The sequence below is a fragment of the Nocardia callitridis genome, assembly GCF_039543305.1.
GTDB classification, from domain to species: Bacteria; Actinomycetota; Actinomycetes; order Mycobacteriales; family Mycobacteriaceae; genus Nocardia; species Nocardia callitridis.
Genome location: NZ_BAABJM010000001.1, coordinates 405,114 through 427,587, shown reverse-complemented (window position 1 = coordinate 427,587; position 22,474 = coordinate 405,114). Strand labels below are relative to the sequence as shown.

At 65.5% G+C, this 22,474-nt stretch carries 21 protein-coding genes and 1 riboswitch; of the genes, 14 read left to right on the top strand and 7 right to left on the bottom strand.

What is annotated here, in order from left to right:
• Positions 1 to 141: 141 nt before the first annotated feature.
• From prpD to ABEA50_RS01955, 6 genes are all read left to right on the top strand, one after another.
• Positions 142 to 1,644 (top strand): 2-methylcitrate dehydratase PrpD, encoded by a 1,503-nt coding sequence (gene prpD, locus ABEA50_RS01980; RefSeq protein ID WP_345493245.1) that lies wholly within the window; start codon positions 142 to 144, stop codon positions 1,642 to 1,644.
• Complete coding sequence (prpB, locus tag ABEA50_RS01975) at positions 1,644 to 2,558, top strand: methylisocitrate lyase (RefSeq protein WP_345493244.1); 915 nt, start codon at positions 1,644 to 1,646, stop codon at positions 2,556 to 2,558. Before prpD ends, prpB begins: the two co-directional genes overlap by 1 nt.
• Positions 2,558 to 3,682, top strand: coding sequence for a bifunctional 2-methylcitrate synthase/citrate synthase (locus ABEA50_RS01970; RefSeq protein ID WP_345493243.1), 1,125 nt, complete (start codon positions 2,558 to 2,560; stop codon positions 3,680 to 3,682). Before prpB ends, ABEA50_RS01970 begins: the two co-directional genes overlap by 1 nt.
• A 323-nt stretch (positions 3,683 to 4,005) precedes the next feature.
• Positions 4,006 to 4,842 (top strand): siderophore-interacting protein, encoded by an 837-nt coding sequence (locus ABEA50_RS01965; RefSeq protein WP_345493242.1) that lies wholly within the window; start codon positions 4,006 to 4,008, stop codon positions 4,840 to 4,842.
• A gap of 357 nt (positions 4,843 to 5,199) precedes the next feature.
• The gene (locus ABEA50_RS01960) at positions 5,200 to 5,850 is read left to right on the top strand and encodes a hypothetical protein (protein ID WP_345493241.1); all 651 of its coding nucleotides are present in this window, start codon (positions 5,200 to 5,202) and stop codon (positions 5,848 to 5,850) included.
• A gap of 219 nt (positions 5,851 to 6,069) precedes the next feature.
• Positions 6,070 to 6,315, top strand: coding sequence for a DUF3017 domain-containing protein (locus ABEA50_RS01955; RefSeq protein WP_345494611.1), 246 nt, complete (start codon positions 6,070 to 6,072; stop codon positions 6,313 to 6,315).
• 347 nt (positions 6,316 to 6,662) lie between these two features.
• On the opposite strand, the gene metX is transcribed toward ABEA50_RS01955, so the two are convergent.
• Positions 6,663 to 7,808: a homoserine O-acetyltransferase MetX gene (gene metX / locus ABEA50_RS01950; RefSeq protein ID WP_345494609.1), complete on the bottom strand. Its 1,146-nt coding sequence runs from the start codon at positions 7,806 to 7,808 to the stop codon at positions 6,663 to 6,665.
• An 8-nt stretch (positions 7,809 to 7,816) separates the two neighbouring features.
• Complete coding sequence (locus ABEA50_RS01945; protein ID WP_345493240.1) at positions 7,817 to 9,163, bottom strand: bifunctional o-acetylhomoserine/o-acetylserine sulfhydrylase; 1,347 nt, start codon at positions 9,161 to 9,163, stop codon at positions 7,817 to 7,819.
• Between the two features lie 17 nt (positions 9,164 to 9,180).
• A riboswitch (SAM riboswitch) is annotated at positions 9,181 to 9,292 on the bottom strand.
• Positions 9,293 to 9,741: 449 nt separating this feature from the next.
• On the opposite strand from ABEA50_RS01945, the gene ABEA50_RS01940 reads away from it, so the two are divergent.
• Together ABEA50_RS01940 and ABEA50_RS01935 are read left to right on the top strand one after the other, a co-directional pair.
• Positions 9,742 to 10,959, top strand: coding sequence for an NADP-dependent isocitrate dehydrogenase (locus ABEA50_RS01940; RefSeq protein ID WP_345493239.1), 1,218 nt, complete (start codon positions 9,742 to 9,744; stop codon positions 10,957 to 10,959).
• A 253-nt stretch (positions 10,960 to 11,212) separates the two neighbouring features.
• Complete coding sequence (locus ABEA50_RS01935; protein WP_345494608.1) at positions 11,213 to 12,364, top strand: MFS transporter; 1,152 nt, start codon at positions 11,213 to 11,215, stop codon at positions 12,362 to 12,364.
• Between the two features lie 53 nt (positions 12,365 to 12,417).
• Here the strand turns inward: ABEA50_RS01935 and ABEA50_RS01930 are convergent, their stop codons facing one another.
• Positions 12,418 to 13,311 (bottom strand): alpha/beta fold hydrolase, encoded by an 894-nt coding sequence (locus ABEA50_RS01930; protein ID WP_345493238.1) that lies wholly within the window; start codon positions 13,309 to 13,311, stop codon positions 12,418 to 12,420.
• A gap of 67 nt (positions 13,312 to 13,378) precedes the next feature.
• On the opposite strand from ABEA50_RS01930, the gene ABEA50_RS01925 reads away from it, so the two are divergent.
• The 3 genes from ABEA50_RS01925 to ABEA50_RS01915 are packed head-to-tail and all read left to right on the top strand — an operon-like array spanning position 13,379 to position 15,179.
• Complete coding sequence (locus ABEA50_RS01925; protein WP_345493237.1) at positions 13,379 to 14,191, top strand: exodeoxyribonuclease III; 813 nt, start codon at positions 13,379 to 13,381, stop codon at positions 14,189 to 14,191.
• Positions 14,188 to 14,679, top strand: a complete 492-nt coding sequence (locus tag ABEA50_RS01920) for a guanyl-specific ribonuclease (RefSeq protein ID WP_345493236.1) — start codon at positions 14,188 to 14,190, stop codon at positions 14,677 to 14,679. Before ABEA50_RS01925 ends, ABEA50_RS01920 begins: the two co-directional genes overlap by 4 nt.
• On the top strand, positions 14,679 to 15,179 hold the full coding sequence (locus ABEA50_RS01915) for a barstar family protein (protein WP_345493234.1): 501 nt from the start codon (positions 14,679 to 14,681) through the stop codon (positions 15,177 to 15,179). Before ABEA50_RS01920 ends, ABEA50_RS01915 begins: the two co-directional genes overlap by 1 nt.
• 118 nt (positions 15,180 to 15,297) lie before the next feature.
• Here the strand turns inward: ABEA50_RS01915 and ABEA50_RS01910 are convergent, their stop codons facing one another.
• The gene (locus ABEA50_RS01910; protein WP_345493233.1) at positions 15,298 to 15,951 is read right to left on the bottom strand and encodes a TetR/AcrR family transcriptional regulator; all 654 of its coding nucleotides are present in this window, start codon (positions 15,949 to 15,951) and stop codon (positions 15,298 to 15,300) included.
• Positions 15,952 to 16,319: 368 nt separating this feature from the next.
• On the opposite strand from ABEA50_RS01910, the gene ABEA50_RS01905 reads away from it, so the two are divergent.
• The 3 genes from ABEA50_RS01905 to yhjD are packed head-to-tail and all read left to right on the top strand — an operon-like array spanning position 16,320 to position 19,386.
• Positions 16,320 to 17,264, top strand: coding sequence for an oxygenase MpaB family protein (locus ABEA50_RS01905; RefSeq protein ID WP_345493232.1), 945 nt, complete (start codon positions 16,320 to 16,322; stop codon positions 17,262 to 17,264).
• Positions 17,265 to 17,285: 21 nt separating this feature from the next.
• Positions 17,286 to 18,317, top strand: a complete 1,032-nt coding sequence (gene trpS / locus ABEA50_RS01900; protein WP_345493231.1) for a tryptophan--tRNA ligase — start codon at positions 17,286 to 17,288, stop codon at positions 18,315 to 18,317.
• A 43-nt stretch (positions 18,318 to 18,360) separates the two neighbouring features.
• Complete coding sequence (gene yhjD / locus ABEA50_RS01895) at positions 18,361 to 19,386, top strand: inner membrane protein YhjD (protein ID WP_345493230.1); 1,026 nt, start codon at positions 18,361 to 18,363, stop codon at positions 19,384 to 19,386.
• Positions 19,387 to 19,500: 114 nt separating this feature from the next.
• Here yhjD and ABEA50_RS01890 read toward each other — a convergent pair whose 3' ends face one another.
• From ABEA50_RS01890 to ABEA50_RS01880, 3 genes are all read right to left on the bottom strand, one after another.
• Entirely contained in the window at positions 19,501 to 20,232 is a 732-nt protein-coding gene (locus ABEA50_RS01890; RefSeq protein WP_345493229.1) for an HD domain-containing protein, read from the bottom strand.
• Positions 20,233 to 20,379: 147 nt separating this feature from the next.
• The gene (locus ABEA50_RS01885) at positions 20,380 to 21,087 is read right to left on the bottom strand and encodes an ESX secretion-associated protein EspG (RefSeq protein ID WP_345493228.1); all 708 of its coding nucleotides are present in this window, start codon (positions 21,085 to 21,087) and stop codon (positions 20,380 to 20,382) included.
• On the bottom strand, positions 21,084 to 22,472 hold the full coding sequence (locus tag ABEA50_RS01880; protein WP_345493227.1) for a hypothetical protein: 1,389 nt from the start codon (positions 22,470 to 22,472) through the stop codon (positions 21,084 to 21,086). The genes ABEA50_RS01885 and ABEA50_RS01880 overlap by 4 nt, the downstream gene beginning before the upstream one ends.
• Positions 22,473 to 22,474: the final 2 nt, after the last annotated feature.

Genomic DNA, 22,474 nt, shown 5'->3' with positions numbered 1-22,474 from the left:
TAGCACCGATCGACTTTCACAACTTCCACAAATTCACCGATCCTCTTCCGCAGAAATAGGCATTTGTGTGCTATTTCCCCGGAATAACGCAGTGTGTAGCGTGCGAATTATCGACGCAGCCGAGGCATGGAGGATTTCCAGGTGAAGCACCATCTCGTTCGCACACACCGTTCCGCCGAGCGATTTCCGCGGGCCGAACATCTGGCGTGGCGCATTGCCGAGGTCGCCACCGACGAGGTGGAGGTGGCGCGGGAAACCGAGGAGATGATGATCAATCGGATCATCGACAACGCGGCGGTGGCCGCGGCGGCACTGGTACGTCGTCCGGTGGCCAATGCCCGCGCGCAGGCACAGACACATCCGTTCACACCGGGGTCGACGGTGTTCGGTGTGGGTAACCGCTACTCGCCGGAGTGGGCGGCGTTGGCCAACGGTGTCGCCGTGCGCGAATTGGATTTCCACGACACCTTTCTGGCCGCCGAGTACTCCCATCCCGGCGACAATATTCCGCCGATTCTCGCCGTCGCCCAGCATGCGGGGCGCACCGGTCGTGAGCTGATTCGCGGTCTCGCCACCGGCTACGAGATCCAGATCGACCTGGTGCGCGCGATGTGCCTGCACGAGCACAAGATCGACCACGTCGCCCACCTCGGCCCCGCCGCGGCGGCGGGCATCGGCACGCTGCTCGGGCTCGACACCGAAACCGTTTATCAGGCCATCGGCCAAGCGCTGCACACCACCACCGCCACCAGGCAATCGCGCAAGGGAGAAATCTCCAGTTGGAAGGCCTACGCGCCCGCGTTCGCCGGGAAGATGGCCGTCGAGGCGGTCGATCGAGCACTGCGCGGTGAGGGTGCGCCCGCGCCGATCTGGGAGGGTGAGGACGGGGTGATCGCCTGGCTGCTCGGCGGTCCGAACGCCGAGTACTCGGTGCCGCTGCCGAGCCCCGGTGAACCCAAGCGGGCGATCCTGGACTCCTACACCAAGGAGCACTCGGCCGAGTATCAGAGCCAGGCCCCGATCGACCTCGCGCGCCGCATGCGCGAGCGGGTCGGTGACCTCGACCAGATCGCCTCGATCGTCTTGTACACCAGTCATCACACGCACTTCGTCATCGGCACCGGCTCCGGTGATCCGCAGAAGTTCGACCCCGACGCCTCCCGCGAGACCCTCGACCACTCGGTGATGTATATCTTCGCGGTCGCGTTGCAGGACGGAACCTGGCACCACGAGCGGTCTTACGCGCCCGAGCGTGCCAAGCGACCCGACACCGTCGAACTGTGGCGCAAGATCTCCACCGCCGAGGACCCGGAGTGGACCAGGCGTTACCACTCCCGCGACCCCGCCGAGAAGGCGTTCGGTGCGCGGGCGGAGATCACATTGCAGAACGGCGAGTTGATCGTCGACGAGTTGGCCGTCGCCGACGCGCACCCGCTCGGTGCCCGCCCGTTCGCGCGCGAGCAGTACATCGCGAAGTTCCGCACTCTTTCCGAGGGGGTGATCGAGGAGCGTGAGCAGGATCGTTTCCTCGAAACCGCCCAACGCACAGCGCAATTGAGCGCCGATGAGTTGTCGGGTTTGACGTTCACGGTGTCCGAGGACGTACTCGCCCGCGCACCGCGCCTGTCGAAGGGACTGTTCTGATGAGTGGATTGCTCGCCGCCGCGACCTCGGCCACCGACAAGCGCGCCGCCTTCCGTGCCGGACTCACCTCCCGCGAGATCCAACGGTTTCCCGGTGCCTTCAATCCGTTGGTGGCCAAGCTGATTCAGGAAATCGGCTTCGAGGGAGTCTATGTTTCCGGCGCTGTGGTTTCGGCGGAACTCGCATTGCCGGATATCGGATTGACCACGTTGACCGAGGTCGCGGGGCGCGGTCAGCAGGTCGCGCGGGTCACCGACCTGCCGGTGCTCATCGACGCCGACACCGGTTTCGGGGAGCCGATGAGCGCGGCGCGCACGGTGACGATGCTGGAGGACGCCGGTCTCGCGGGCTGTCACCTGGAGGATCAGGTGAATCCGAAGCGCTGCGGGCATCTCGACGGCAAGGCGGTGGTGCCGACCGGGGAAATGGTGCGGCGGTTACGCGCGGCCGTCTCTGCCAGGCGCGACTCGAATTTCGTGATCTGCGCACGCACCGACGCCGCGGGGATCGAGGGTATCGACGCGGCGATCGAGCGGGCGAAAGCCTACGCCGACGCGGGTGCGGATCTGATCTTCACCGAGGCGCTGTACGAGGAGAAGGACTTCGCGAAGTTTCGGTCGGCGCTCTCGATTCCCCTGCTGGCCAACATGACCGAGTTCGGCAAGTCCGAGCTGTTGACCGCGAAAACGCTCGAATCGCTGGGTTACAACGCGGTGATCTATCCGGTCTCCACGCTGCGATTGGCGATGTGGGCGGCCGAAGCGGGTCTACGGGAGATCTTCGCCGAAGGCACACAATCCGGCCTGCTCGATCGCATGCAACCCCGCAGCCGACTCTACGAACTCCTCGAATACGAACGCTACAACGAATTCGACTCCGACATCTTCACTTTCAGTCTGGGAAGGAACCAGTGATGACGGATACCGCCATACCGACGATCTTCAAGGGTCTCGCCGGTGTCGTCGTAGACACCACCGCTGTCTCCAAGGTGGTACCGGAAACCAATTCGCTGACTTACCGCGGATATGCCGTGCAGGACCTCGCCGCGCACTGCGGTTTCGAGCAGGTCGCCTACCTGCTCTGGCACGGCGAACTGCCCGACGACGCGCAGCTGGAGCGCTTCTGTCAGCAGGAGCGGGCCGCGCGCAGAGTGGACCGTTCGTTGCTGTCGCTGGTGGCGAAGATGCCCGAGAGCTGTCATCCGATGGATGTGGTGCGCACGGTGATCAGCTATCTCGGTGCGGAAGACCCCGCCGAAGCGGATGCGAGCGCAACCGCCAACCGCGCCAAGGCTTTACGCATGCTCGCGGTGCTGCCGACGATTGTCGCCGCCGATCATCGACGTCGACACGATCTGGATCCGATCGCCCCGCATTCCCATCTCGGGTTCGCGGAGAACTTCCTGAACATGTGCTTCGGCAAGGTGCCGGCCAAGGAACTGGTGAAGGCGTTCGAGGTATCGCTGATCCTGTACGCCGAACACAGTTTCAACGCCTCGACGTTCGCCGCCCGCGTCGTCACCTCGACGCAGTCGGATATCTACAGCGCGGTCACCGCGGCGATCGGTGCGCTGAAGGGCTCGTTGCACGGCGGCGCGAACGAGGCCGTCATGCACGACATGTTGGCGATCGGCGATCCCGTGTTCGCCGAACAGTGGTTGCGCGCCAAGCTCGCCGACAAACAGAAGGTGATGGGTTTCGGTCACCGCGTCTACAAGAACGGTGACTCGCGGGTGCCGACGATGCACCGGGCGTTCCTGGACGTCGCGGCGGCCACTGACGGCGGCAAGTGGGTGCGGATGTACGAGGAGTTGGCACGCACTATGCGCGCCGAGACCGGAATCCTGCCCAACCTCGATTTCCCCACCGGCCCCGCCTACTACCTGCTCGGTTTCGACATCGAGGTCTTCACCCCGATCTTCGTGATGAGCCGCATCACCGGGTGGGCCGCACACATTATCGAACAGGCGGAATCGAACGCCCTGATTCGGCCACTGAGCGAATACGTCGGCGTGCCACAGCGTTCGGTCGTCGCCTGACTGAGACGAGAGTGCCCGAACCCGAATCTGCGAGCTTCATGATCGAGTGGTCCTGACCCACAGCCCGCACGCCCGTCGCGGCGTGCGGGCCACTGGCCGTTGCGTCGGGTCGGGTGTGGGCGCGGCCTGTTGCGTCGGGTCTCGTGCGGGCGCACCGTCCATCGCGCCGGATCCCCCAGCGCCAGCGACCTCATAGTTGGTAAGGCTTGCCTAATTATCGCTCAGCGGTTCTAATGGTCGTCGTCCGATAACACACGCCGGTGGCGCACGACCGTACCGAGTCCGCGCGGCCCCACGGCACGCGCGACGGAAGGAATCCCTCGATGAGCGCGCTCAGTACCAAGCCGTTCCACTTCTTCGAGAACGTGCCGGTCCTGCGCACCGAGGCGCTGAGCCCGTCGATGGTGCGCATCGTCTTCGGTGGTCCCGAGCTGTCCGGGTTCAACGGCGGCGGTCGCGATCAGAGCTTGTCACTGTTCCTGCCGGGCCCCGACCAGGACAAGCCGGTGGTGCCGGTCGCCGAAGGCGAGGAGTGGTTCACCGCGTGGCGTGCCACCGCGCCCGAACAGCGCGCGGTGATGCGCGCCTACACCGCCCGTGCGCACCGCTGCGCGAGCAATGGTGCCGGGGTGGACGAATTGGATATCGACTTCGTCCTGCACGGCGACACCGGGCCCGCGACCAAGTGGGCGGCGACCGCGCGGCCCGGCGACCGCGTCACGATTCTCGGGCCGGTCGAGGCGAACAACCGTAGCGTCGCTTTCCGCCCGCCGGAGCACACCGACTACGTGCTGATCGTCGCCGATGAAACCGCACTACCCGCCGCGGCGAGCATCCTGGCCTCGCTGCCCGCCGATACCAGGGTGTTGTGCTGGCTGGAGGTGCCCGCCGACCGTGATGTGTGCGACCTGCGGACCGAGGCGCACGCCGACATCACCTGGCTGGTACACGGCGCCACCGCGCGCGGTCGCGTCCTCGAGGCGGTGCGTGCGGCCGACCTGCCCGAAGGCCGTCCTTACGCGTGGATCGCCGGTGAATCGAAGACGGTCCGCGATATGCGTCGCCACCTGGTCCGCGATCGTGGTATCGCCAAGTCCGACATAACTTTTCGCGGATACTGGCGCATGGGCGCCTCCGAGGACGATCTGCTCGCGGAGTGAAAGCGTGTGCGCCAGTCGCCACGATCGAGGGCGGTCAGTAGGCGAGCACAGTGGTCGAACGACCTCCCGCGCTTGCGATCCGACGCATCGTGCGATTCCCTGTTGTTTCGCGGCTACTGCGGTGTCGGGCGCACGATCGTGCCGTTGGCGGGCAAAGCGTGGCCTCTCGCCATCTTCGATGACCGGTCGATCAGGTGTTCTGCGGCACAGCGCGGCGCGACGTAGGCGGATTCGCGGGGGCGGGTGGTGGGTACCACAGGCTCGAGCGCGTGATTACTGTCCTTCCTCGGTGTCAATCGCTGGGTAGAACCACATCTCGCCGTGGATGCGGCGGGAATCGAGAGGAGCCGTGTTTCGATGCTGCGTGAATTCATGGACAAGCGGATCGTGTCGGTGCTCGACCGGGTCGCCGAGGTGCAGGCTCCGCTGGTCGAGCACTATGCGGGTTGGGTTCGCGACGCCCATCGCGGGGAATCCACCGCGCAGGTTCGCGGACGGCTCGAACGGCACTACCTGGTGGCGGTGACCGCGAGCGGTGTCGTGGTCGGGTTGAGCGCCGCCGTGCCCGGCATCGGCACGCTGGTCGGGCTCGCCGCGTCCGGTGCCGACGCCCTGCTGTTCATCGAGGCGTCCACCGTGCTCGCCCTCGGCGCCGCCACGATCGAGAAAGGCGCACTGGAGGCCCGTCGCGGCCACCTGGTGTCTTCGATCGTCCTCGGTGACGCGGGCACCCAGGCACTCGGCCAGGCCGGACGCTCGGCCAAACACTGGGAAACCGCACTCGCCAACAAGATTCCCGTGCTCTCCAGCATGGACGACTCCACCTTCAAACGCTTCCTCACCCAGTTCCTCGTCAAACGCGGCGCCCTCATGTTCGGCAAGGTGATCCCCGCCGGAGTAGGCGCGGTAGTCGGCGGCATCGGCAACTACACCCTCGGCCGCTCGGTGATCGGAAACCTGCACGAGGCACTGGAACCTGATCCCACACCGGCCGTCACGGTGAACTAACCCGCACCACCACGCTTTTCGATCGTTGTTCGACTGTCGCAGCGCGTCGCCCGGTGATCAGCCGCTCGCCCTTCGGCACGGAGATTTGCCGAAGGGATCGTGAACAGCACGGCTGCGTCTGCGAGAATCAGTGTCGTGATCGACGCCGAACCCCCCACCGCCGAGAAGCGGGCCGCCGAGCACGGACCGGTGGCGCAGTTCTTGCGCTGTCATCTGCCGATGGTGGCGGTGGCGCTGGTGATCGTGGTGGCGGTGGTGTTCATCGCCTCCGAGCGGTGGCGGCGCGGTGCGCTGTTCTTCGGCGGGGCGACCTTGCTGGCCGCCGCCTTCCGCCTGTGCCTGCCCACCGCGCAGGTCGGCCTACTCGCGGTGCGCAGCAAACCATTCGACGTCGGCGCCCTCACTGCCCTCGGCGCGGCCATAGTCTTCATCGCCGCCACCATCAACTCACTCGGCGTCAGCTGAGTTCTTCGGTCGCGCCCCGAATTTCGCAGGTTGCCGTGTGGTGTCCTGCGCGCCGCTCGGCCGACGCATGGCTCGGTGACGGCGAGGATTGAAGCCAACTGCGTCGCCGTCGGACCGGCCCACAACGCGCTGGAGACAAGCCTGACTGGAGCTACACCGGATCGGGCGGTGATCAGACGCAGTGGGGCCCGCTGATCGCAGGCTGAGCCACGCGACCGAACGGGGGACTATCGAGCACCGCGGCACGGGCGACCTAGGTCCCCGGTGGACCGTGATCATCAGGACGTGTCGGTGCGCCAACAAGGTGATTGTGGCCAGGGCCATGTCCTGATGACCTGAACGGGGACCTAATCCGCCTTGCGTGCCAATCGCATGGTGTCGGTCAGCAGCTTGGCGATCGCGTCGGCTTCGGTGAGGAAGCCGTCGTGGCCGTAGCGGGAGTGCACCACTTCCAGGCCGGTACAGCCGGGGAGTAGGTCGGCCAGTTCCTGTTGGGTGCGCAGCGGGTACAGGCGGTCGGAGTCGATGCCGCCGACCACGCACGGGACCGGGGTCGCGGCGAGAGCCGCGGTGATGCCGCCGCGTCCTCGGCCGACGTCGTGGCGGTTCATCGCCTCGGTCAGCAGCACATAGGTGGCGGGATCGAAACGGCGACACAGCTTTTCAGCCTGATGGTCCAGGTAGCTCTGCACCGCGTAGCGCCCACCCGCGCGGGGGTCCTCGTCGTCCTGTGCGCTGTTGGCGAACCGATGGTCGAGTTCGAATTCGGTGCGGTAGGTCAGGTGTGCGATGCGGCGGGCGATGCCGAGTCCACGAGTCGGTGCGCGGCCGGTGTCGTGGTAGTCGCCGCCCTGCCAGTCGGGGTCGGAGGTGATGGCCTCGATCTGGGTGACCTGGGTGCCGATCTGGTCGGCGGTAGCGCGTGCGCCGGTGGCGAGAATCAACGCCGTCGCGACCCGCTCCGGCGTGGTGACCATCCATTCGAGCACCCGCATGCCGCCCATCGAGCCGCCGACGGCCGCGGCGAGGCGGTCGATGCCGATCCGGTCCATCAGGATCCGCTCGGCGGTCACCTGGTCGCGGATGGAGATCTCCGGAAACCTTGCGCCCCAAGGCTTTCCGTCGGGCGCGCGGGTGGAGGGCCCGGTGCTGCCCTGGCAGCCGCCGAACACGTTGGTGGAGATCACGCACCACTCGTCGGTATCCACCGGTGCGCCCGGTCCCACCATGCCGTCCCACCAACCGGGCAGCGAGTGGATGTCGTCGGGGATGCCGACGACATGCGAGTCACCGGTCAACGCGTGCTCTACGAGCACCACATTGTCCAGCGCGGGGGACAACTCGCCCCAGCGTTGGACCGCGAGATGAACGTCGGGGACGACGGCGCCGCTTTCCAGCGTGACATCACCGATGCCGATCAAGCCGAGTCGTCCGTCGGGCGGGGGTAGCAAACTCGCTGCCGATTCCGCGGAACGGGCGGTGCCTGGTTCGATGCTCACGGTCACGTCGTCGCGGCCGCGAATCCGGCACGCAGGTCGGCGAGGATGTCATCGATGCCTTCGATGCCCACCGCGAGTCGCACCAGTCCCGGGGTGACGCCGGAGGCCACTTGCTCCTCGGGAGTCAGCTGCGAATGTGTGGTCGACGCGGGATGGATCACCAGAGAACGCACGTCCCCGATGTTAGCCACATGGCTGTGCAGCACTAACGCGTCCACGAACTTCTTGCCCGCCTCGACGCCCCCGCGCAGGTCGAAGGCGATCACGGCGCCAACACCCTTGGGTGCCAGCCGCTTGCCGCGTTCGTACCACGGCGAGGTCGAGAGCCCGGCGTAATGCACGGCGGTCACCTCGGGCTGGGCGCTGAGGAACTCGGCGACGGCGTGCGCATTGGCGACGTGTCGGTCGATCCGCAGACTCAGTGTTTCGATGCCCTGGGCGATCAGGAACGCGTTGAACGGGGACACCGCCGCGCCGAGGTCGCGCAGCAGTTGCACGCGGGCCTTGAGCGCGAAGGCCGGTGCGCCGAGTTCGGCGAAGACCGCGCCGTGGTAACTGGGGTCGGGGGTGGTGAAGCCGGGGTAGCGCGGCTGGCCCGACGGGTCGGTGACCGTCCAGTCGAAGGTGCCGCCGTCGACGATCACGCCCGCGATGGCCGCGCCGTGGCCGCCGAGATACTTGGTGGCGGAGTGCACGACGATGTCGGCGCCGTGTTCGAAGGGGCGCAGCAGGTACGGCGTCGGCACGGTGTTGTCGACGATCAGTGGCAGGCCCGCGGCATGGGCGACGGCGGCAATGCCGGGAATGTCGAACACGGAACTGCTCGGGTTGCCGACGGTTTCCCCGTAGAGGGCCTTGGTGTTGGGCCGGATGGCGGTGCGCCACTGCTCGAGGTCGTCGGGGTCCTCGACAAAGCTCACGTCGATGCCGAGCTTGGGCAGCGTGTAGTGGAACAGGTTGTAGGTGCCGCCGTAGAGGTGCGGACTGGACACGATGTGGTCGCCCGCCGCCGCGAGATTCAGGATGGTGAGAGTTTCCGCGGCTTGCCCGGAGGACACCAGCAGTGCGGCGACACCGCCTTCGAGTGCGGCGATGCGTTGCTCCACCGCGTCCTGGGTGGGGTTCATGATCCTGGTGTAGATGTTGCCCGGCTCGGCCAACCCGAACAGTGCGGCCGCGTGATCGGTGTCGCGGAAGGTGTAGGAGGTGGTCTGGTAGATGGGCAGGGCCCGAGCGTTGGTTTCGCTGTCGGGGGTCTGCCCGGCGTGGATCTGCTTGGTCTCGAACGACCATTGCGCGGGATCGATGGTGGGTTCGTTCTCGGACGATGGCGTGGCTGATTCGCTCATGTGCTGGAAACCTCCTGCAAGCGCGCTTGCTCCCGACCTTCGAGAGCCAGGTCATCACCCGGAGCACCCCACCCGCTGCTGGAGGGTTGCCGGCCAGCGAGCCGGGGCTTGGCGCTGGCACTCATGACCTTTTCGCATCATAGCGGGGGTGGGTCGACGCTCGAAATCCCTGCTGTGATCTCGGCGCGGTCCATGCGCGGTGGTGGGTGGGGGCGGTCGGCCAGCGGCGCGGTCATCGCGGGAACGGGTGGTCGCACGGGCGGGGGATTGTGGCGACGATCACTTTCGTGGATTATGTCCCGTCGCGGCAGGCTGGGTTGTTCGGGCCCCGTGCTGACCTGGGCGGTTGAAATCTACCGATCAGTAATAGTTTTTCGCCATGAGGGTTGTGACGTTCGTAATCGGGGATGCCCGCTCGGTGGGGAATGCAGAAGCAGTACGCTTGTCTTGTTTGCACCACCTGTCTCGCGGACAACGCGGGGCATATACGTTGTCTGTTGGAACAGCTGGGGTCCGCTCACAAGCGTGTTCGCCTGGCCGTGCAACGAGGGCACCATCCTAGGAGGACACGAAGATCCATGTCCAAGATCAAGGTTGAAGGCACCGTCGTAGAACTCGACGGCGACGAGATGACTCGGATCATCTGGCAGTTCATCAAGGACAAGCTGATCCATCCGTATCTCGACGTGAACCTCGAGTACTACGACCTCGGCATCGAATACCGGGACAAGACCGATGATCAGGTCACCGTGGACGCCGCGAACGCCATCAAGAAGCACGGTGTCGGCGTCAAATGTGCCACCATCACGCCCGACGAGGCGAGGGTCGAGGAATTCGGCCTGAAGAAGATGTGGCGCTCGCCCAACGGCACGATCCGAAACATTCTCGGCGGCACCATCTTCCGTGCGCCGATCATTATCTCCAACGTTCCGCGCCTGGTGCCGGGCTGGACCAAGCCGATCATCATCGGCCGTCACGCCTTCGGTGACCAGTACCGCGCCACCGACTTCAAGGTCTACCAAGAGGGCACCGTCACCCTGACCTTCACGCCCGCCGACGGCAGCGAACCGATCCAGCACGAGGTCGTGAAGATGCCCGAGGACGGCGGCGTCGTCATGGGGATGTACAACTTCAAGCAGTCGATCGTCGACTTCGCGCGTGCCTCGCTCAATTACGGCCTGCAGCAGAACTACCCGGTGTATCTGTCGACGAAGAACACCATCCTCAAGGCCTACGACGGCATGTTCAAGGACACCTTCCAGGAAGTGTTCGAGACCGAGTTCAAGACCGAGTACGACGCGGCGGGCCTCACCTACGAGCATCGCCTCATCGACGACATGGTCGCCTCCTCCATGAAGTGGGAGGGCGGCTACGTGTGGGCCTGCAAGAACTACGACGGCGATGTGCAGTCCGACACCGTCGCGCAGGGCTTCGGTTCGCTGGGCCTGATGACCTCGGTGCTGCTCACCCCGGACGGCCAAACCTGTGAGGCCGAGGCCGCACACGGCACCGTCACCAGGCATTACCGTCAGCACCAGCAGGGCAAGCCCACCTCGACCAACCCGATCGCGTCGATCTTCGCCTGGACGCGCGGGCTCGAGCACCGTGGCAAGCTCGACAACAACCCCGAGCTGATCGGCTTCTCGCAGACGCTGGAAGACGTGGTGATCAAGACGGTCGAGGGCGGTCAGATGACCAAGGACCTCGCCGCGCTCGTCGGTGGCGACCAGAGCTACCTCTCGACCGAGGAATTCCTCGCGGCACTGGACACCAACCTGGCCCGCGCCCTGCGCTGACCAACAGCGTTGCGCTGCGTCAACAGCGCTCAGCACGAACGAATTCGGGCACCCGCACCCCCCGAGGGGAACGGGTGCCCGGCTTGTTTTCGTCGGTCCTTTCGCAGGTCGCGGCCGTCCGTGTTCGAGATCACCACCAATCATGGGATGACCTGTGCGAACTCGCTCGTTACAAGCACTTGTGACCAGCCCCGTGACTACCGTGACCACAGCACCCGACGAGGCTCCGAGAACCACCTGGCACATCCCGGCCATGCTCGCGCTCGCCCTTGGCGGATTCGGTATCGGTACCACCGAATTCGTCACCATGGGTCTGCTCCCCGACATCGCCTCGGCGATGAAGGTCTCCGAACCCAGCGCCGGATACGCGGTGTCGGCGTATGCGATCGGTGTCGTGATCGGTGCGCCCGTGATCGCCGCCTCGTGTGCGCGGGTCCCGCGCAAGCTGCTGCTGATCGTGCTCATGGCCGCCTTCACGCTCGGCAACCTGGCGACGGTGTTCGCGCCCACGTTCGGGACGCTGATCGCCGCACGTTTCCTGACCGGCCTTCCGCACGGCGCCTATTTCGGCGTCGCCTCCCTGGCGGCGGCAACGCTCGCGCCCGCCGGGCAGCGCGCCAAATCCATCGCCGCGGTGATGTTGGGGTTGAGCGCGGCCAATGTGGTCGGTGTTCCCGCCGCCACCTGGTTGGGTCAGCACCTCGGCTGGCGTAACGCGTTCGTGGTGGTCGCGGTGATCGGGGTCGCGACGATCTTCGCGCTCCTGCGTTATGTGCCGCAGTTGACCGGGATCGTCATGACCAACCCCGTCACCGAACTCGGTGCGCTGCGCCGCCCGCAGGTGCTGTTGTCGCTGCTGGTCGGGGCGATCGGCTTCGGCGGCATGTTCGCCGTGTACACCTACATCGCCACCACCCTCACCGACGTGTCGGGACTGCCGATCGGCCTGGTCCCACTGGTGTTGATGCTGTTCGGTTTCGGCATGGTGTTCGGCAATATCCTCGGCGGCGTGCTGGCCGATCGCGGCGTGGACCGCGCGATCTTCCTCGCCATGATCGCGATGGTGGTGATCCTCGCCGGTTTCGTCGTCGCGGCACACAACCCCTACGCCGCGGCCGTCGGTGCCTTCCTGGTCGGCAGCACCGGTTCCGCGCTGGCACCCGGCCTGCAAACGCGACTGATGGACGTCGCGGCCGACGCCCAAACCCTTGCCGCCGCCCTCAATCACGCGGCACTGAACATCGCCAACGCCGCGGGCGCCTGGCTCGGCGGCATCGTGATCGCGGCAGGGTACGGCTACACGGCTCCAGCAATGGTCGGTGCGGGTTTGGCAGTCCTCGGCGTGCTGCTGTTCACGTTCACCGTGTGGGTCGCGCGTCGCCCCGCGACCAGCGAAAACTCGTGATCACCAGGGCTCGGGGTGTCGGTGATCGGTTGTAGCCGCGGTTGTCCTCGTGGTTATACCGCGCGCAACCTGTTTCGACTGGCGTACACGTGTTCCGCGATCAGGGTGGCGATGCGGTCGGGTGCCTCGAGCATGGGGACGTGGCCGACGTTGTTCACCAGGATTCGGTCGGCGGACGGGGGGAGTTCTTTGAGGTAGCGGCGTGCGTACACGCGGTTGGGGATGACTCGGTCGTATTCGCTGAGCAGCAGGCGTACCGGAGTGGTGAGGGTGGACAGGTCCGCTTGCTCGGGGCCGCGCATACTGCCCAGGAGTGTCGAGACCACGGAGTCGCAGTGCAGCGCGGCGAGGATAGCGGTGGTGGCGTCGCGGCGCGAGACCGCCGCCGCGTTCTTGCTCAACCACAGCAGCGCGAAGCGCCGCGCGATCGGGTTCTTGATCCCGAAATCACCCAGCCGCTTGCCGATTGCGAGCACCGGCACCAGCGAGAAGAACTTCGCCGCGATCGTGAACTGCGCCAGCGAGGGGATGTGCCAGCCGCCCGCCGGTGCGATCAGGGTGAGAGTGCGCGCCCGTCCTCGACGCGCCAGTTCGACCCCGACCCAACCGCCGAGCGAATTGCCAGCGATATGGCAGGTGCGCCAACCGAGTTCGTCCAATTGTGCTTCGACATGATCAGCGAGCGCGTGCACGTCCGCCGTCCGCCCCTCGGCGGACGCGCCACCCCAGTGTCCGAGGAAGGCTGGCGCGAACACTTCGCACTGTGCGGAAAGCCGCGCGGCGGTCTGCTCCCAGCAGTGCGGCGACATCATGAATCCGTGCAGGAGCAGTAGCGGATCGCCAGAACCGGTGTGCAGCGCGGTGATCGGCGCCGGGTGTGCGTCCGGCGGGGTGGGGCGCACCCCTACTCGCGGGGCCGACTTCGACTTAGTGGGATCGGATGACATCGCCATCCCCCTTCCTGGACACCGATGTCCGGAAAAATTCATCTGGACTGCATTGTACGGTCGAGCGGTGCCAACAATCATCTCTACTGTGAACGTTAACGGCGTCCGCGCGGCAACCGGCAAAGGCATGCTTGCCTGGCTGGCCGCTACCGAAGCCGACGTTGTCTGTTTGCAGGAGACCAGAGCCACCGACGAACAAACCACGAAGGCGCTCGCGCCCGCACTGGCCGACGGTTGGTGGTTGACCCATGCCGAGCCGGAGGCGAAGGGCAGGGCCGGTGTCGGCATTCTGTCGCGCCGCGAACCCGATTCGGTGCGGATCGGTCTCGGGCAGAGCAGAGAGTTCGGTGGGATCGAGCGTGGCAGTGGCGAATTCGATGCCAGCGGTCGCTACCTCGAGGCGGATTTCGACGGCGTCACCGTCGCGAGCGTGTATGTGCCCTCCGGCGAGGTCGGCACGCCACGCCAGGACGAGAAGTACCGATTCATGGGCGAATTCGGCCCATACCTGAAGTCGCGCACCGGGGAATTCGTGGTGTGCGGTGACTGGAATATCGCGCATACCGAGCTCGACCTGAAGAACTGGAGGGGCAATATGAAATCCGCGGGATTCTTGCCGCAAGAGCGGGCATGGATCGATGAGCTGCTCGACGCGGGCTACCGGGACGTGGTGCGTGAACTACATCCCGACGAAGCCGGTCCGTACAGCTGGTGGTCCTACCGTGGCCGGGCGTTCGACAATGATGCTGGTTGGCGCATCGATTACCAGATGGCGCGTGGTGAGATCGCCTCGCGTGCGAAGCAGGCCGTGGTCGAGCGTGCGGATTCCTACGATCAGCGCTGGTCCGACCACGCGCCTGTGGCGGTGCAGTACCGATGAAACTTTCTCCGAAGATCCTTCGTACGTTGACCGCGGTCGGCGCCGTGGTGCTTGCCGCGGTGGTCGCGGGTGTGCTCGCACTGCTCGGTGACGACGGCGCCAGCACCAACACCGCCTCGGCGACCGCGACACCGTCGGGTACCTCGCTGACTTCGGCGGCGCGGCCGAACCCCGGCTCGGTTGCCACACCGGTCAAGCAGGTGGACGGGGTTCCCGACCATGCCTTCAAAACCTTGACCGAGATCGATGCCGGTCGCTGGCCGGAGTCGGCGAATTCGCCGGGCACCAAGGGTGGCGGCCCTTGGCAGAACCGTGGTGGTGATCTGCCCGCCAAGGACGATTCGGGCAAGAAGATCACCTACCAGGAGTGGGATGTGAATCCGAAGATTCAGGGACAGTCGCGCGATGCCGAACGCATCGTCACCGGTAGCGACGGTTCCGCGTGGTACACCGGCGACCACTACAAGACGTTCACCAGGATGCGTTGATGACGGCGACGGTGCGGTGGTCGCGTTTCCTGGCTCGGCCCGCCGAGAGCGGGTCGTCCGACGGGTTGCCCGCTTCGGAGTCGCCACCCGCGATGGGTTCACTCGCGGTGAATGCCGCGCAGCTGAGCGGGTTGCGTGCGCTGGCACCGTCGGATTACCTGGTGCGTGAGTTGCGTGGCACCAAGATGCGCACGGTCGCGGGCGTTTTCGACGAGTTCGCCGCGGCGTTCCAGTTCGGCTACTACTTCGGCGAGAACAAGGACGCTTTCGACGAATGCCTGCGTGATCTGGACGATTTCCTCGGCACGAGCACGGGATATCTTGCGGTGATCCGTGATTCGGCGCAGTTGTTGGCCGACGACCCCGATCAGCGCGAGTGGTTCGGCGAGGCGATCGGCGACGGTGCCGATTACTGGTGGCGGCGCGACACGGCGTTTCGGGTTGTGCTGCAAGGCGAACCGGCGGGGTTGCGTGCGGTGACGTTGGAATTGCCCGCGTAGTCACGGAAGGTGTGTGCTCGACCGGAGCCGAGAGTGTGCCGATGAAGTGTGGCACGCTCTCGGCTTCGCTCGTGTGAGCGGATGTGGTGCGGTGGAGGTGGTGCGGTCGCCGTTCTCGTCAGCCCTCGTCCGCTGGGCCCCCGATGCGCTGTGCGAGATCCTCGCCGAGCAGCACGAACACATCCACGGTGTGCTCGATCAATTCGTCTCTGGTGAGCGCGAGTTCGCCCTGTGACCAACTGGTGAGTACCTGCACCAGTCCGCCGACGAGGTAGGTGGCGCGGAATTCGATGGTGGGGTCGAGGCGTTGGTCGGCGACACGATAGAAGTCGATGCCTTCGGTCGCGACCATGGTGGCGAAGGCGCGGATGGTGTCGGTGGTGCGCGCTCGCAGTTCCGGCGTCGCCATCCCGGCGACGAGCGCGACTTTCGCTTTGCGTGGGTCGTCGGTGAGCACGTGGATCCCGGCGGTGATCGCGGCGTGTGCGGTGGCGCGCGAGTCGGGTGGCGCACCGCGCACCGCCTCGGTGATAGCCGTGGCCAGTTCGGCGGTGATCTCGTCCATCAGCGCGGTGAGCACGGCATCGCGGCTGTCGAAGTTCTCGTAGTAGTAGCGCTCGTTCAGCGCGGCCTGCGCACACAGCCCGGAGACGGTCATCTTCGCCAGCCCCTGGGTGCCGACGATCTCCAACGCGGCGTCGAGCAATGCCGCGCGCCGCTGCGTGCGTCGCTCATCCGCGGAGATCCCGCCGTACGTCCGCTGCGCAGCCACGCGCCTGATTCTAGGCGGACTGGCCGGCCAGGTGGGTGAGCGTCCGCGCCATCGTGGGGTGAGAGCTGGGAAAGTGAGCCCGCACGCTTTGCGTGGTCGCGGGCCTTTGCGCTGTTGAGTGGCCGACGACCGGTGATCCGCGCGTTCGTCCAGCGCTGATATGGATGGGCGGTAGCGCTCGAGCATCGTGCCGGTTGCCGCCTGGACGGCTGAGCACGCAACGTGCGGTGCTCGAAAGTGGCTGTGCGCTGGCGCGGTTCGCGAGCCGACGAGATTTTTGGCATGAACCATTGCCAGATATTCAAATCTGGTAGATGCTATTGCCAGATGCGTTGGACGACGCGACGCACGCTCGATGAGGAGACGCCATGTCAGCCCGTTGCGCCGAACCCGGTTATTTCAGCGACCACTCCATGGCGCGACGAGTGATGAGCAAGCGTGCGGTCGGTCTCAGCTACGGCCAGCGCGCGCTGGTGATCGGGGCCGTACACCCGCTGCTGTACGTGGGTACCGCCGAGAACACCGAGCATCGGATGACGCCCTACACCCGGCTCGCGGTCACCGGTCACCTCTTCGAGGCCGTGTTCCTCGGCAGCAAAGCCGAAGCCGACCGCGCCTTGGCCTACACCACCAAGAAACACGCCAGGGTGCTGGGCGCGCTCCCCGAAGACGCGGGACCGCACCACCCAGCGGGTACCGGCTACTCCGCGCTCGACCCGCACCTGATGTACATGACCATGGCCTTCACCTTCGACAGCGCCGAAGTGATGTACGACCTGCTGGTGAAACCGATGACCGACGGCGAACGCGAGGGCCTCTACGAGGACTACGTGCGCTGGGGTGAGCTGTTCGGTATGCCGCGCGATGCCGCGCCGGGTAGCTACCGCGAATTCCGCACCTCGTTCGACGCCTATCTGGCCTCCGACGAGCTCTTCCTCACCGAGGAAGCGCGCCTGGTCGGCTCCTATCTCGCGGGCGATCGCGTGCCCTACCCGCAGCGCATGCCGTTGCAGCAGGTCACCTCGGCGTTCTTCCTCCTGGTGCGCGGCAGCCTACCGAAGCGAATCCGCGACATGTACGGAATGCGTTGGCGCCTGGCCGATCAGCTCGCCTACTCGGCGCTCGCACAGGCCGTGCGCACCGCGCACACCCCACCGCCGATGGTCCCTCCCCTGCTGCGCGGCACCCTTGCCGGACCGAGCGCGCCGGTATACAAGCTGGTCTCCGAGCGGGAACACGAACTGGTCGGCTCGGGCCGACCGAGCATGCCGGGGGTCGACCCGCGAAAGTGGGCAGAGCGAAATTCCGCTTGAGCGGCATGGAAAGATCGGGGTATGTCCAGTCCTGCGCAGACCCCGGCCGCTGAGCGCAAGCAGCGTGTTCTTTCCGGGATCCAACCCACCAGCAACTCGTTTCACCTCGGCAATTACCTTGGTGCGTTGCAGTACTGGGTAACCATGCAGGACGAGTACGACGCGTTGTACTTCATCCCGAACATGCACGCGATCACCGTCACCCAGGACCCGAAAGAGCTACGTGCGCGCACCAGGGCAGCCGTGGCGCAACTGCTGGCGGTCGGCGTCGACCCGAAGAAATCCACCCTGTTCGTGCAGAGCCAGGTGCCCCAGCACGCCGAACTCACCTGGGTGCTCAGCTGCCTCACCGGATTCGGTGAAGCCAATCGGATGACGCAGTTCAAGGACAAGGCCGCCAAGCAGGGCGCGGAGAACGCGAGCGTCGGCCTGTTCACCTACCCGGTGCTGATGGCCGCCGACATCCTGCTCTACCGCCCGCACCAGGTTCCGGTCGGCGAGGACCAGCGCCAGCATCTGGAACTCACCCGAAACCTGGCGCAGCGGTTCAACACTCGGTACAAGAAGACGTTCGTGGTGCCGGAAGCCCACATCGTGAAGGGCACCGCCAAGATCTACGACCTGCAGGATCCGACCGCGAAGATGAGCAAGTCCGCCTCCAGCGCCGCCGGGCTGATCAATCTGCTCGACGACCCGAAAGTCTCGGCGAAGAAGGTGCGTTCGGCCGTGACCGACACCGAGCGCGAGATCCGCTACGATCTGGAAGCCAAACCAGGCGTCAGCAACCTGCTGGTGATCCTGAACGCGCTCACCGGAACCCCGATCGCGACACTGGAAACGGATTACGCGGGTAAAGGGTACGGTGACCTGAAAGCCGACGTCGCCGACGTGTTGACGGATTTCGTCACCCCGTTGCGGACGAAGGTGCAAGAGTACTTGTCGGATCAAGGCGAACTAGACCGTATCCTCGACGCAGGCGCCGAGCGGGCACGGGAGATCGCTGGCAACACCCTCGCACAGGTTTACGACCGGGTCGGGTTCTTGACGCGATAGGGCCGAAACCTGCGAGGGCACGTGTGGGTCGAAGGGGCGTACGGTGCAGGTGATCGACAATGTCAAGGCCGCGTTGCAGCGGCGTGTGGAGTCGATGCCGTGGCTGGACCATCTGGTCCGTGCGGGTACGCGGTTCCAAAGCCAACGCGGTGACTACTACGCGGCGGGCATCACGTATTTCACGGTGCTTTCGCTGTTTCCGCTGATGATGGTGGCCTTCGCCGTCGCGGGGTTCGTGCTGTTCCGCAATCCTGATCTGCTGCACGAACTTCAGGACAAGATCGTGGAGAAGATCCCCGGCTCGTTCGGCGATCAGGTGAACGACCTCGTCGATCAGGCCGTCAAATCCCGTGGCACCGTCGGCATCCTCGGCTTGTTCGCCGGGCTGTACACGGGCCTAGGGTGGATGTCGAACCTGCGTGCGGCGCTCACCGAGCAGTGGGAACAGAAGAGCCCCGACGGCAACTGGTTCATGACCAAGCTGTCGGACCTCATCGCGCTGATCGGTCTCGGTGTGGCGTTCGTCGTGTCGTTCGCGCTGTCCGCGGTGGCGTCGAGCAAGCTCGGAGTGCGCCTGCTGGAGAAGATCGGCCTCGGCGATATGCCCGGCGCACGCCTTCTGCTGTCGCTGATCTCGATCGTGTTGGGACTGGCGGCATCCTGGGCGGTATTCGTGTGGATCATCGCTCGACTACCGCGCGAACCCGTCACCTTCCGGAGCGCGGCCAAGGCGGCGATCCTGGCCGCGGTGTTCTTCGAGATCTTCAAATACGTCGCGGCGATCTACTTGCGCGCGGTCCTGAGCAGCCCCGCGGGTGCGACGTTCGGTTCGGTCATCGGCCTCATGGTCTTCAGCTACACCACCTACCGCATCCTGCTGTTCGCCACCGCATGGGCCGCGACGGCCTCCGACAACGAACCCGAAGCCGAAATCCCCGCGCCTGGACCGGCTGTCATCGCACCGCGCGTGACCACTCGTGAGGTCGCCGCCGGCGCGGGCGCGGCATACTTCGGCGCGGGTGCGCTCGCCGCGCTGGCTCTCGTCGGACTACGCAAACCTCGCAGCTGACGAACGCCCCACACGAGCCCCCGATGCCCTCACCGGAAACAACAGCAGTCGGGCACGGTCACCAGGACTTGCCGGTGCGCACAGCTGGTTGTAGCCGCACCGGTGTCCTGGTGATCATGATGCGGCGGTTGGATGCGTGCGGAATTCTTCACGGTTGATCGGTGCGCTCGACTCGTCGCCCCACTCTTGGTGGAATCGGCGTAGGAAATCGATCAGGTAGGCGGTTCTTTTCTCGGCCAGGTGTTTTCCGGTGTTGGTGAGCATCTCGTTCGGGAGTCGGAGCAGTTTCTCGTAGAAGTGGGCGATCACCGAGGTGGTGGGGCCGGACTTGTAGGTCTCTTGCAATTCTGCGGTGGGATCCCATAATTCGGCGCTGCTGGCTCCGCCGTACATGAAGGCGCGGGCTATTCCGATGGCGCCGATCGCGTCGAGCTTGTCGGCGTCACGGGTGATTTTCGCCGTCGTGCTGCCATCGCTCAACTGGTGGCCTTTGATTGTGTACTTCTCGTTGAACAGCACCGCGTGTTCGATCTCGGTGACGGTGTCAGCAGGGACAGCCAAATCGGTGAGTAGGTCGTGGATCCGGGGTATCACCTCGGTGGAGTCGACCTGTCGGCCGAGTTCTGATTCGGCGATGCGGTGATAGTCGTGCACGTAGGCGACCAGTTGAGGCGCGATGGTGTCGTGTGCCTCCGCTTCGGCGATCCGCTTGGCCAGGCGCGCAACGCGATCCAGGTGACTCAGGTCGTGGGCGACAATGCGGCGATCGAAATCCTGGGCCACTCGGTTGCGCACCATGGCGACCAGATCGTCGTCCAAGTTTTTGTGCGGCCGCTGCGGCAACATCGAACTGGCGTCCTCACCGTCGAGAGCGGGTTGCGTAGGTGTTAGTTACTGATTCGAATCATTGTGCGGCCTCCGATCCCGAAAGGGGAAAATGGGGCTGCCGTATTCAGGTCGGTCATGGAGCCGGTACCGAACAGCGGGTGTGAGTCAGTAGGGGCGGATCATGTGGGTGAGTTCCTGGGTGAGGGTGGTTTGGTCGCAGGGGATGATGTGGAATTCGTTGTATTGGCGGCGGTAGGTGTAGCGGCCGTCGTCTTCGATGTCGAACCAGTTCAGGTATTGGGTGGTGGGTTCGGGGGAATCGCGCAGGGAGCGTTGGCATTCGATGGTGCCCGCGCCGGAGCGAGGGGCGTTGAGCAGGCGGCGAATGCGGTCTGCGGCGGTTTCCTTGGTGCCGTGCCAGGATTCGAGGCTCTCGCGTAGGCGTTCGGTGTCTTCGAAGATGGGGGAGTGGCGGCCCGCGGGAACATTGCCGAGTACCGCGGCGAACACCTTCGGGACGATACCGGGACTGCCGACCTCGATCACCACGTTGGCGCCGAAAGCGGGTTCGGGGCCCGGACGTTGCACCAAGGTGACGCCGATATCGCTGTCGATGGCACCGTAGGCGCGCACCGGGCGGCGACGAGTGCCGATCAGCGCCAGCGTGGTCTGCGGGTGCGCGGCCACGCGCAGCGCGGCCGAAAAGTCAGGGTCGTCACCGAGCGGCAGACGCTGTCTCAGCTCCCTGGTAATCCGATCGAACTCGTCCTCCCACCGCACCGAGGCCAGCAACCGCAGCGGGAAAGGGTAACGGTCCGTACCGGTTTCGTTCCACAGGTGCATGAACTCATCGGGGGTGAACTCCCATTTCACCGGCGCTGGTCCGAATCGTAGGAGCGCTCACCGGGTTGCCGCGCAGCAGGATGATTCGACGGTGCGTCCGACCCGATCGTTTGCGGGACAGTCGGATCCGGCCTACCGAGCAACTCCTCTTCCCGATTGGTGATCAAATAATCGGGGGTTTGCCGACTCGACTCGTCGTCCTTCTTCCCGGGGCCGGGGCCGGGCCCCATCATGCCCGGCGCGCGACCTGCTTGCGTGGCGGCGGACCCGAGACCTGCTGCCGCAGGAGCATTGACGCCGCCAGGCTGACCGAGACCGGGCAAACTCTTGCCCGGCTGCGGTGCGCCGGGACGACCGCCATTCGGCGACGAAGGACCGCCCGGCGATCCCGGACTGCCGGAGCGGGTTCCGGTGTTCGTCGATCCGGGCGAGGTGACTCCCGCCGTCGTGGTGTTGTTCGGGGCACCGACCGGGGTGGTGGGCGATTCCGGTGCGCGTGAACCGGTCTGCTGGACCGTCGGATTCTGTTCCTGCCCAGGGGTATTCGCCGACGCCGTAGTGGTGTCGGTCGGCTGTTCGCCGCCGGGTGTTTCGCCCTCGCCCGGTGGGTTGGCGCTGCCTTGGTCGCCGGTACTGCCGGTGGTGCCCGTCGTGCCGAAGGTCGTGTTGCCGGGGACGGTGGTGCCGTCCTCACCCGGTGCTTGCACAGCAACGAAAGTGGGGACGCCGGTTCCCGCCGGACCGTAGGAGGGTTTGTAGGCGTTGTTCATGGTGTCGATCGCGGTGCGGTGCAACGCTTCTACGCCGCGTTGGTAGGAGACCTCGTCGCTGTCGGCCGAGCTGGCCAAACCAGCTTCCCTCGCGGCGAAGACAAGCTGGACCCCTTGTATCCGGTCCGGCGACCCTGGGCCGTTCAAGGGGCCCGCCGGTGGCGGAACGGACATCTTCACGACTTCGGCGGCGTGCGCGACACCCCGCATCCGATGGCCAACGGCGAGAATCACCCGCTCCACTTCGGAAGCTTGGTTGTAGAACGACTGCGCGGCAGCAACAGCGGCGTCCGCCATCCGTCCTTCCACGCCATCGGCGAGCGCCTTTTGGATTGACAGGTGTGCGCCGATCAGGCCGCCGCTGAGGTTGGCGGAGATGTTGACCCACGTGTCCGCCGCGACAGTCATGAGTTCGGGTTTCATGTCCTGGGCGTGCTGGTAGATCTCCTCGTGCGCGATGCCCTCGAAGTGCTCCATGCGGGTGATGTAGTTCGGATCGAGACCATGCGAATCCACGGTCACGGACTCGGCACCCTGCTGCTCGGCGCGCGAGGACTGGCTCGGTTGCGCGGTATCCGGTTTGAAGCCCGGCCGGAAGGTGCCTACCGCGGCCGGGTTTTGGTTGATGTCGATGGGATCGGCCATGG

Bases quoted from the DNA above. Each gene is read 5' to 3' on its own strand.
- prpB (WP_345493244.1), top strand. From the start codon at position 1,644: ATGAGTGGATTGCTCGCCGCCGCGACCTCGGCCACCGACAAGCGCGCC.
- ABEA50_RS01970 (WP_345493243.1), top strand. From the start codon at position 2,558: ATGACGGATACCGCCATACCGACGATCTTCAAGGGTCTCGCCGGTGTC.
- ABEA50_RS01965 (WP_345493242.1), top strand. From the start codon at position 4,006: ATGAGCGCGCTCAGTACCAAGCCGTTCCACTTCTTCGAGAACGTGCCG.
- ABEA50_RS01960 (WP_345493241.1), top strand. From the start codon at position 5,200: ATGCTGCGTGAATTCATGGACAAGCGGATCGTGTCGGTGCTCGACCGG.
- ABEA50_RS01955 (WP_345494611.1), top strand. From the start codon at position 6,070: ATGGTGGCGGTGGCGCTGGTGATCGTGGTGGCGGTGGTGTTCATCGCC.
- ABEA50_RS01945 (WP_345493240.1), bottom strand. From the start codon at position 9,163: ATGAGCGAATCAGCCACGCCATCGTCCGAGAACGAACCCACCATCGAT.
- ABEA50_RS01940 (WP_345493239.1), top strand. From the start codon at position 9,742: ATGTCCAAGATCAAGGTTGAAGGCACCGTCGTAGAACTCGACGGCGAC.
- ABEA50_RS01935 (WP_345494608.1), top strand. From the start codon at position 11,213: ATGCTCGCGCTCGCCCTTGGCGGATTCGGTATCGGTACCACCGAATTC.
- ABEA50_RS01930 (WP_345493238.1), bottom strand. From the start codon at position 13,311: ATGTCATCCGATCCCACTAAGTCGAAGTCGGCCCCGCGAGTAGGGGTG.
- ABEA50_RS01920 (WP_345493236.1), top strand. From the start codon at position 14,188: ATGAAACTTTCTCCGAAGATCCTTCGTACGTTGACCGCGGTCGGCGCC.
- ABEA50_RS01915 (WP_345493234.1), top strand. From the start codon at position 14,679: ATGACGGCGACGGTGCGGTGGTCGCGTTTCCTGGCTCGGCCCGCCGAG.
- ABEA50_RS01905 (WP_345493232.1), top strand. From the start codon at position 16,320: ATGTCAGCCCGTTGCGCCGAACCCGGTTATTTCAGCGACCACTCCATG.
- trpS (WP_345493231.1), top strand. From the start codon at position 17,286: ATGTCCAGTCCTGCGCAGACCCCGGCCGCTGAGCGCAAGCAGCGTGTT.
- ABEA50_RS01890 (WP_345493229.1), bottom strand. From the start codon at position 20,232: ATGTTGCCGCAGCGGCCGCACAAAAACTTGGACGACGATCTGGTCGCC.
- ABEA50_RS01880 (WP_345493227.1), bottom strand. From the start codon at position 22,472: ATGGCCGATCCCATCGACATCAACCAAAACCCGGCCGCGGTAGGCACC.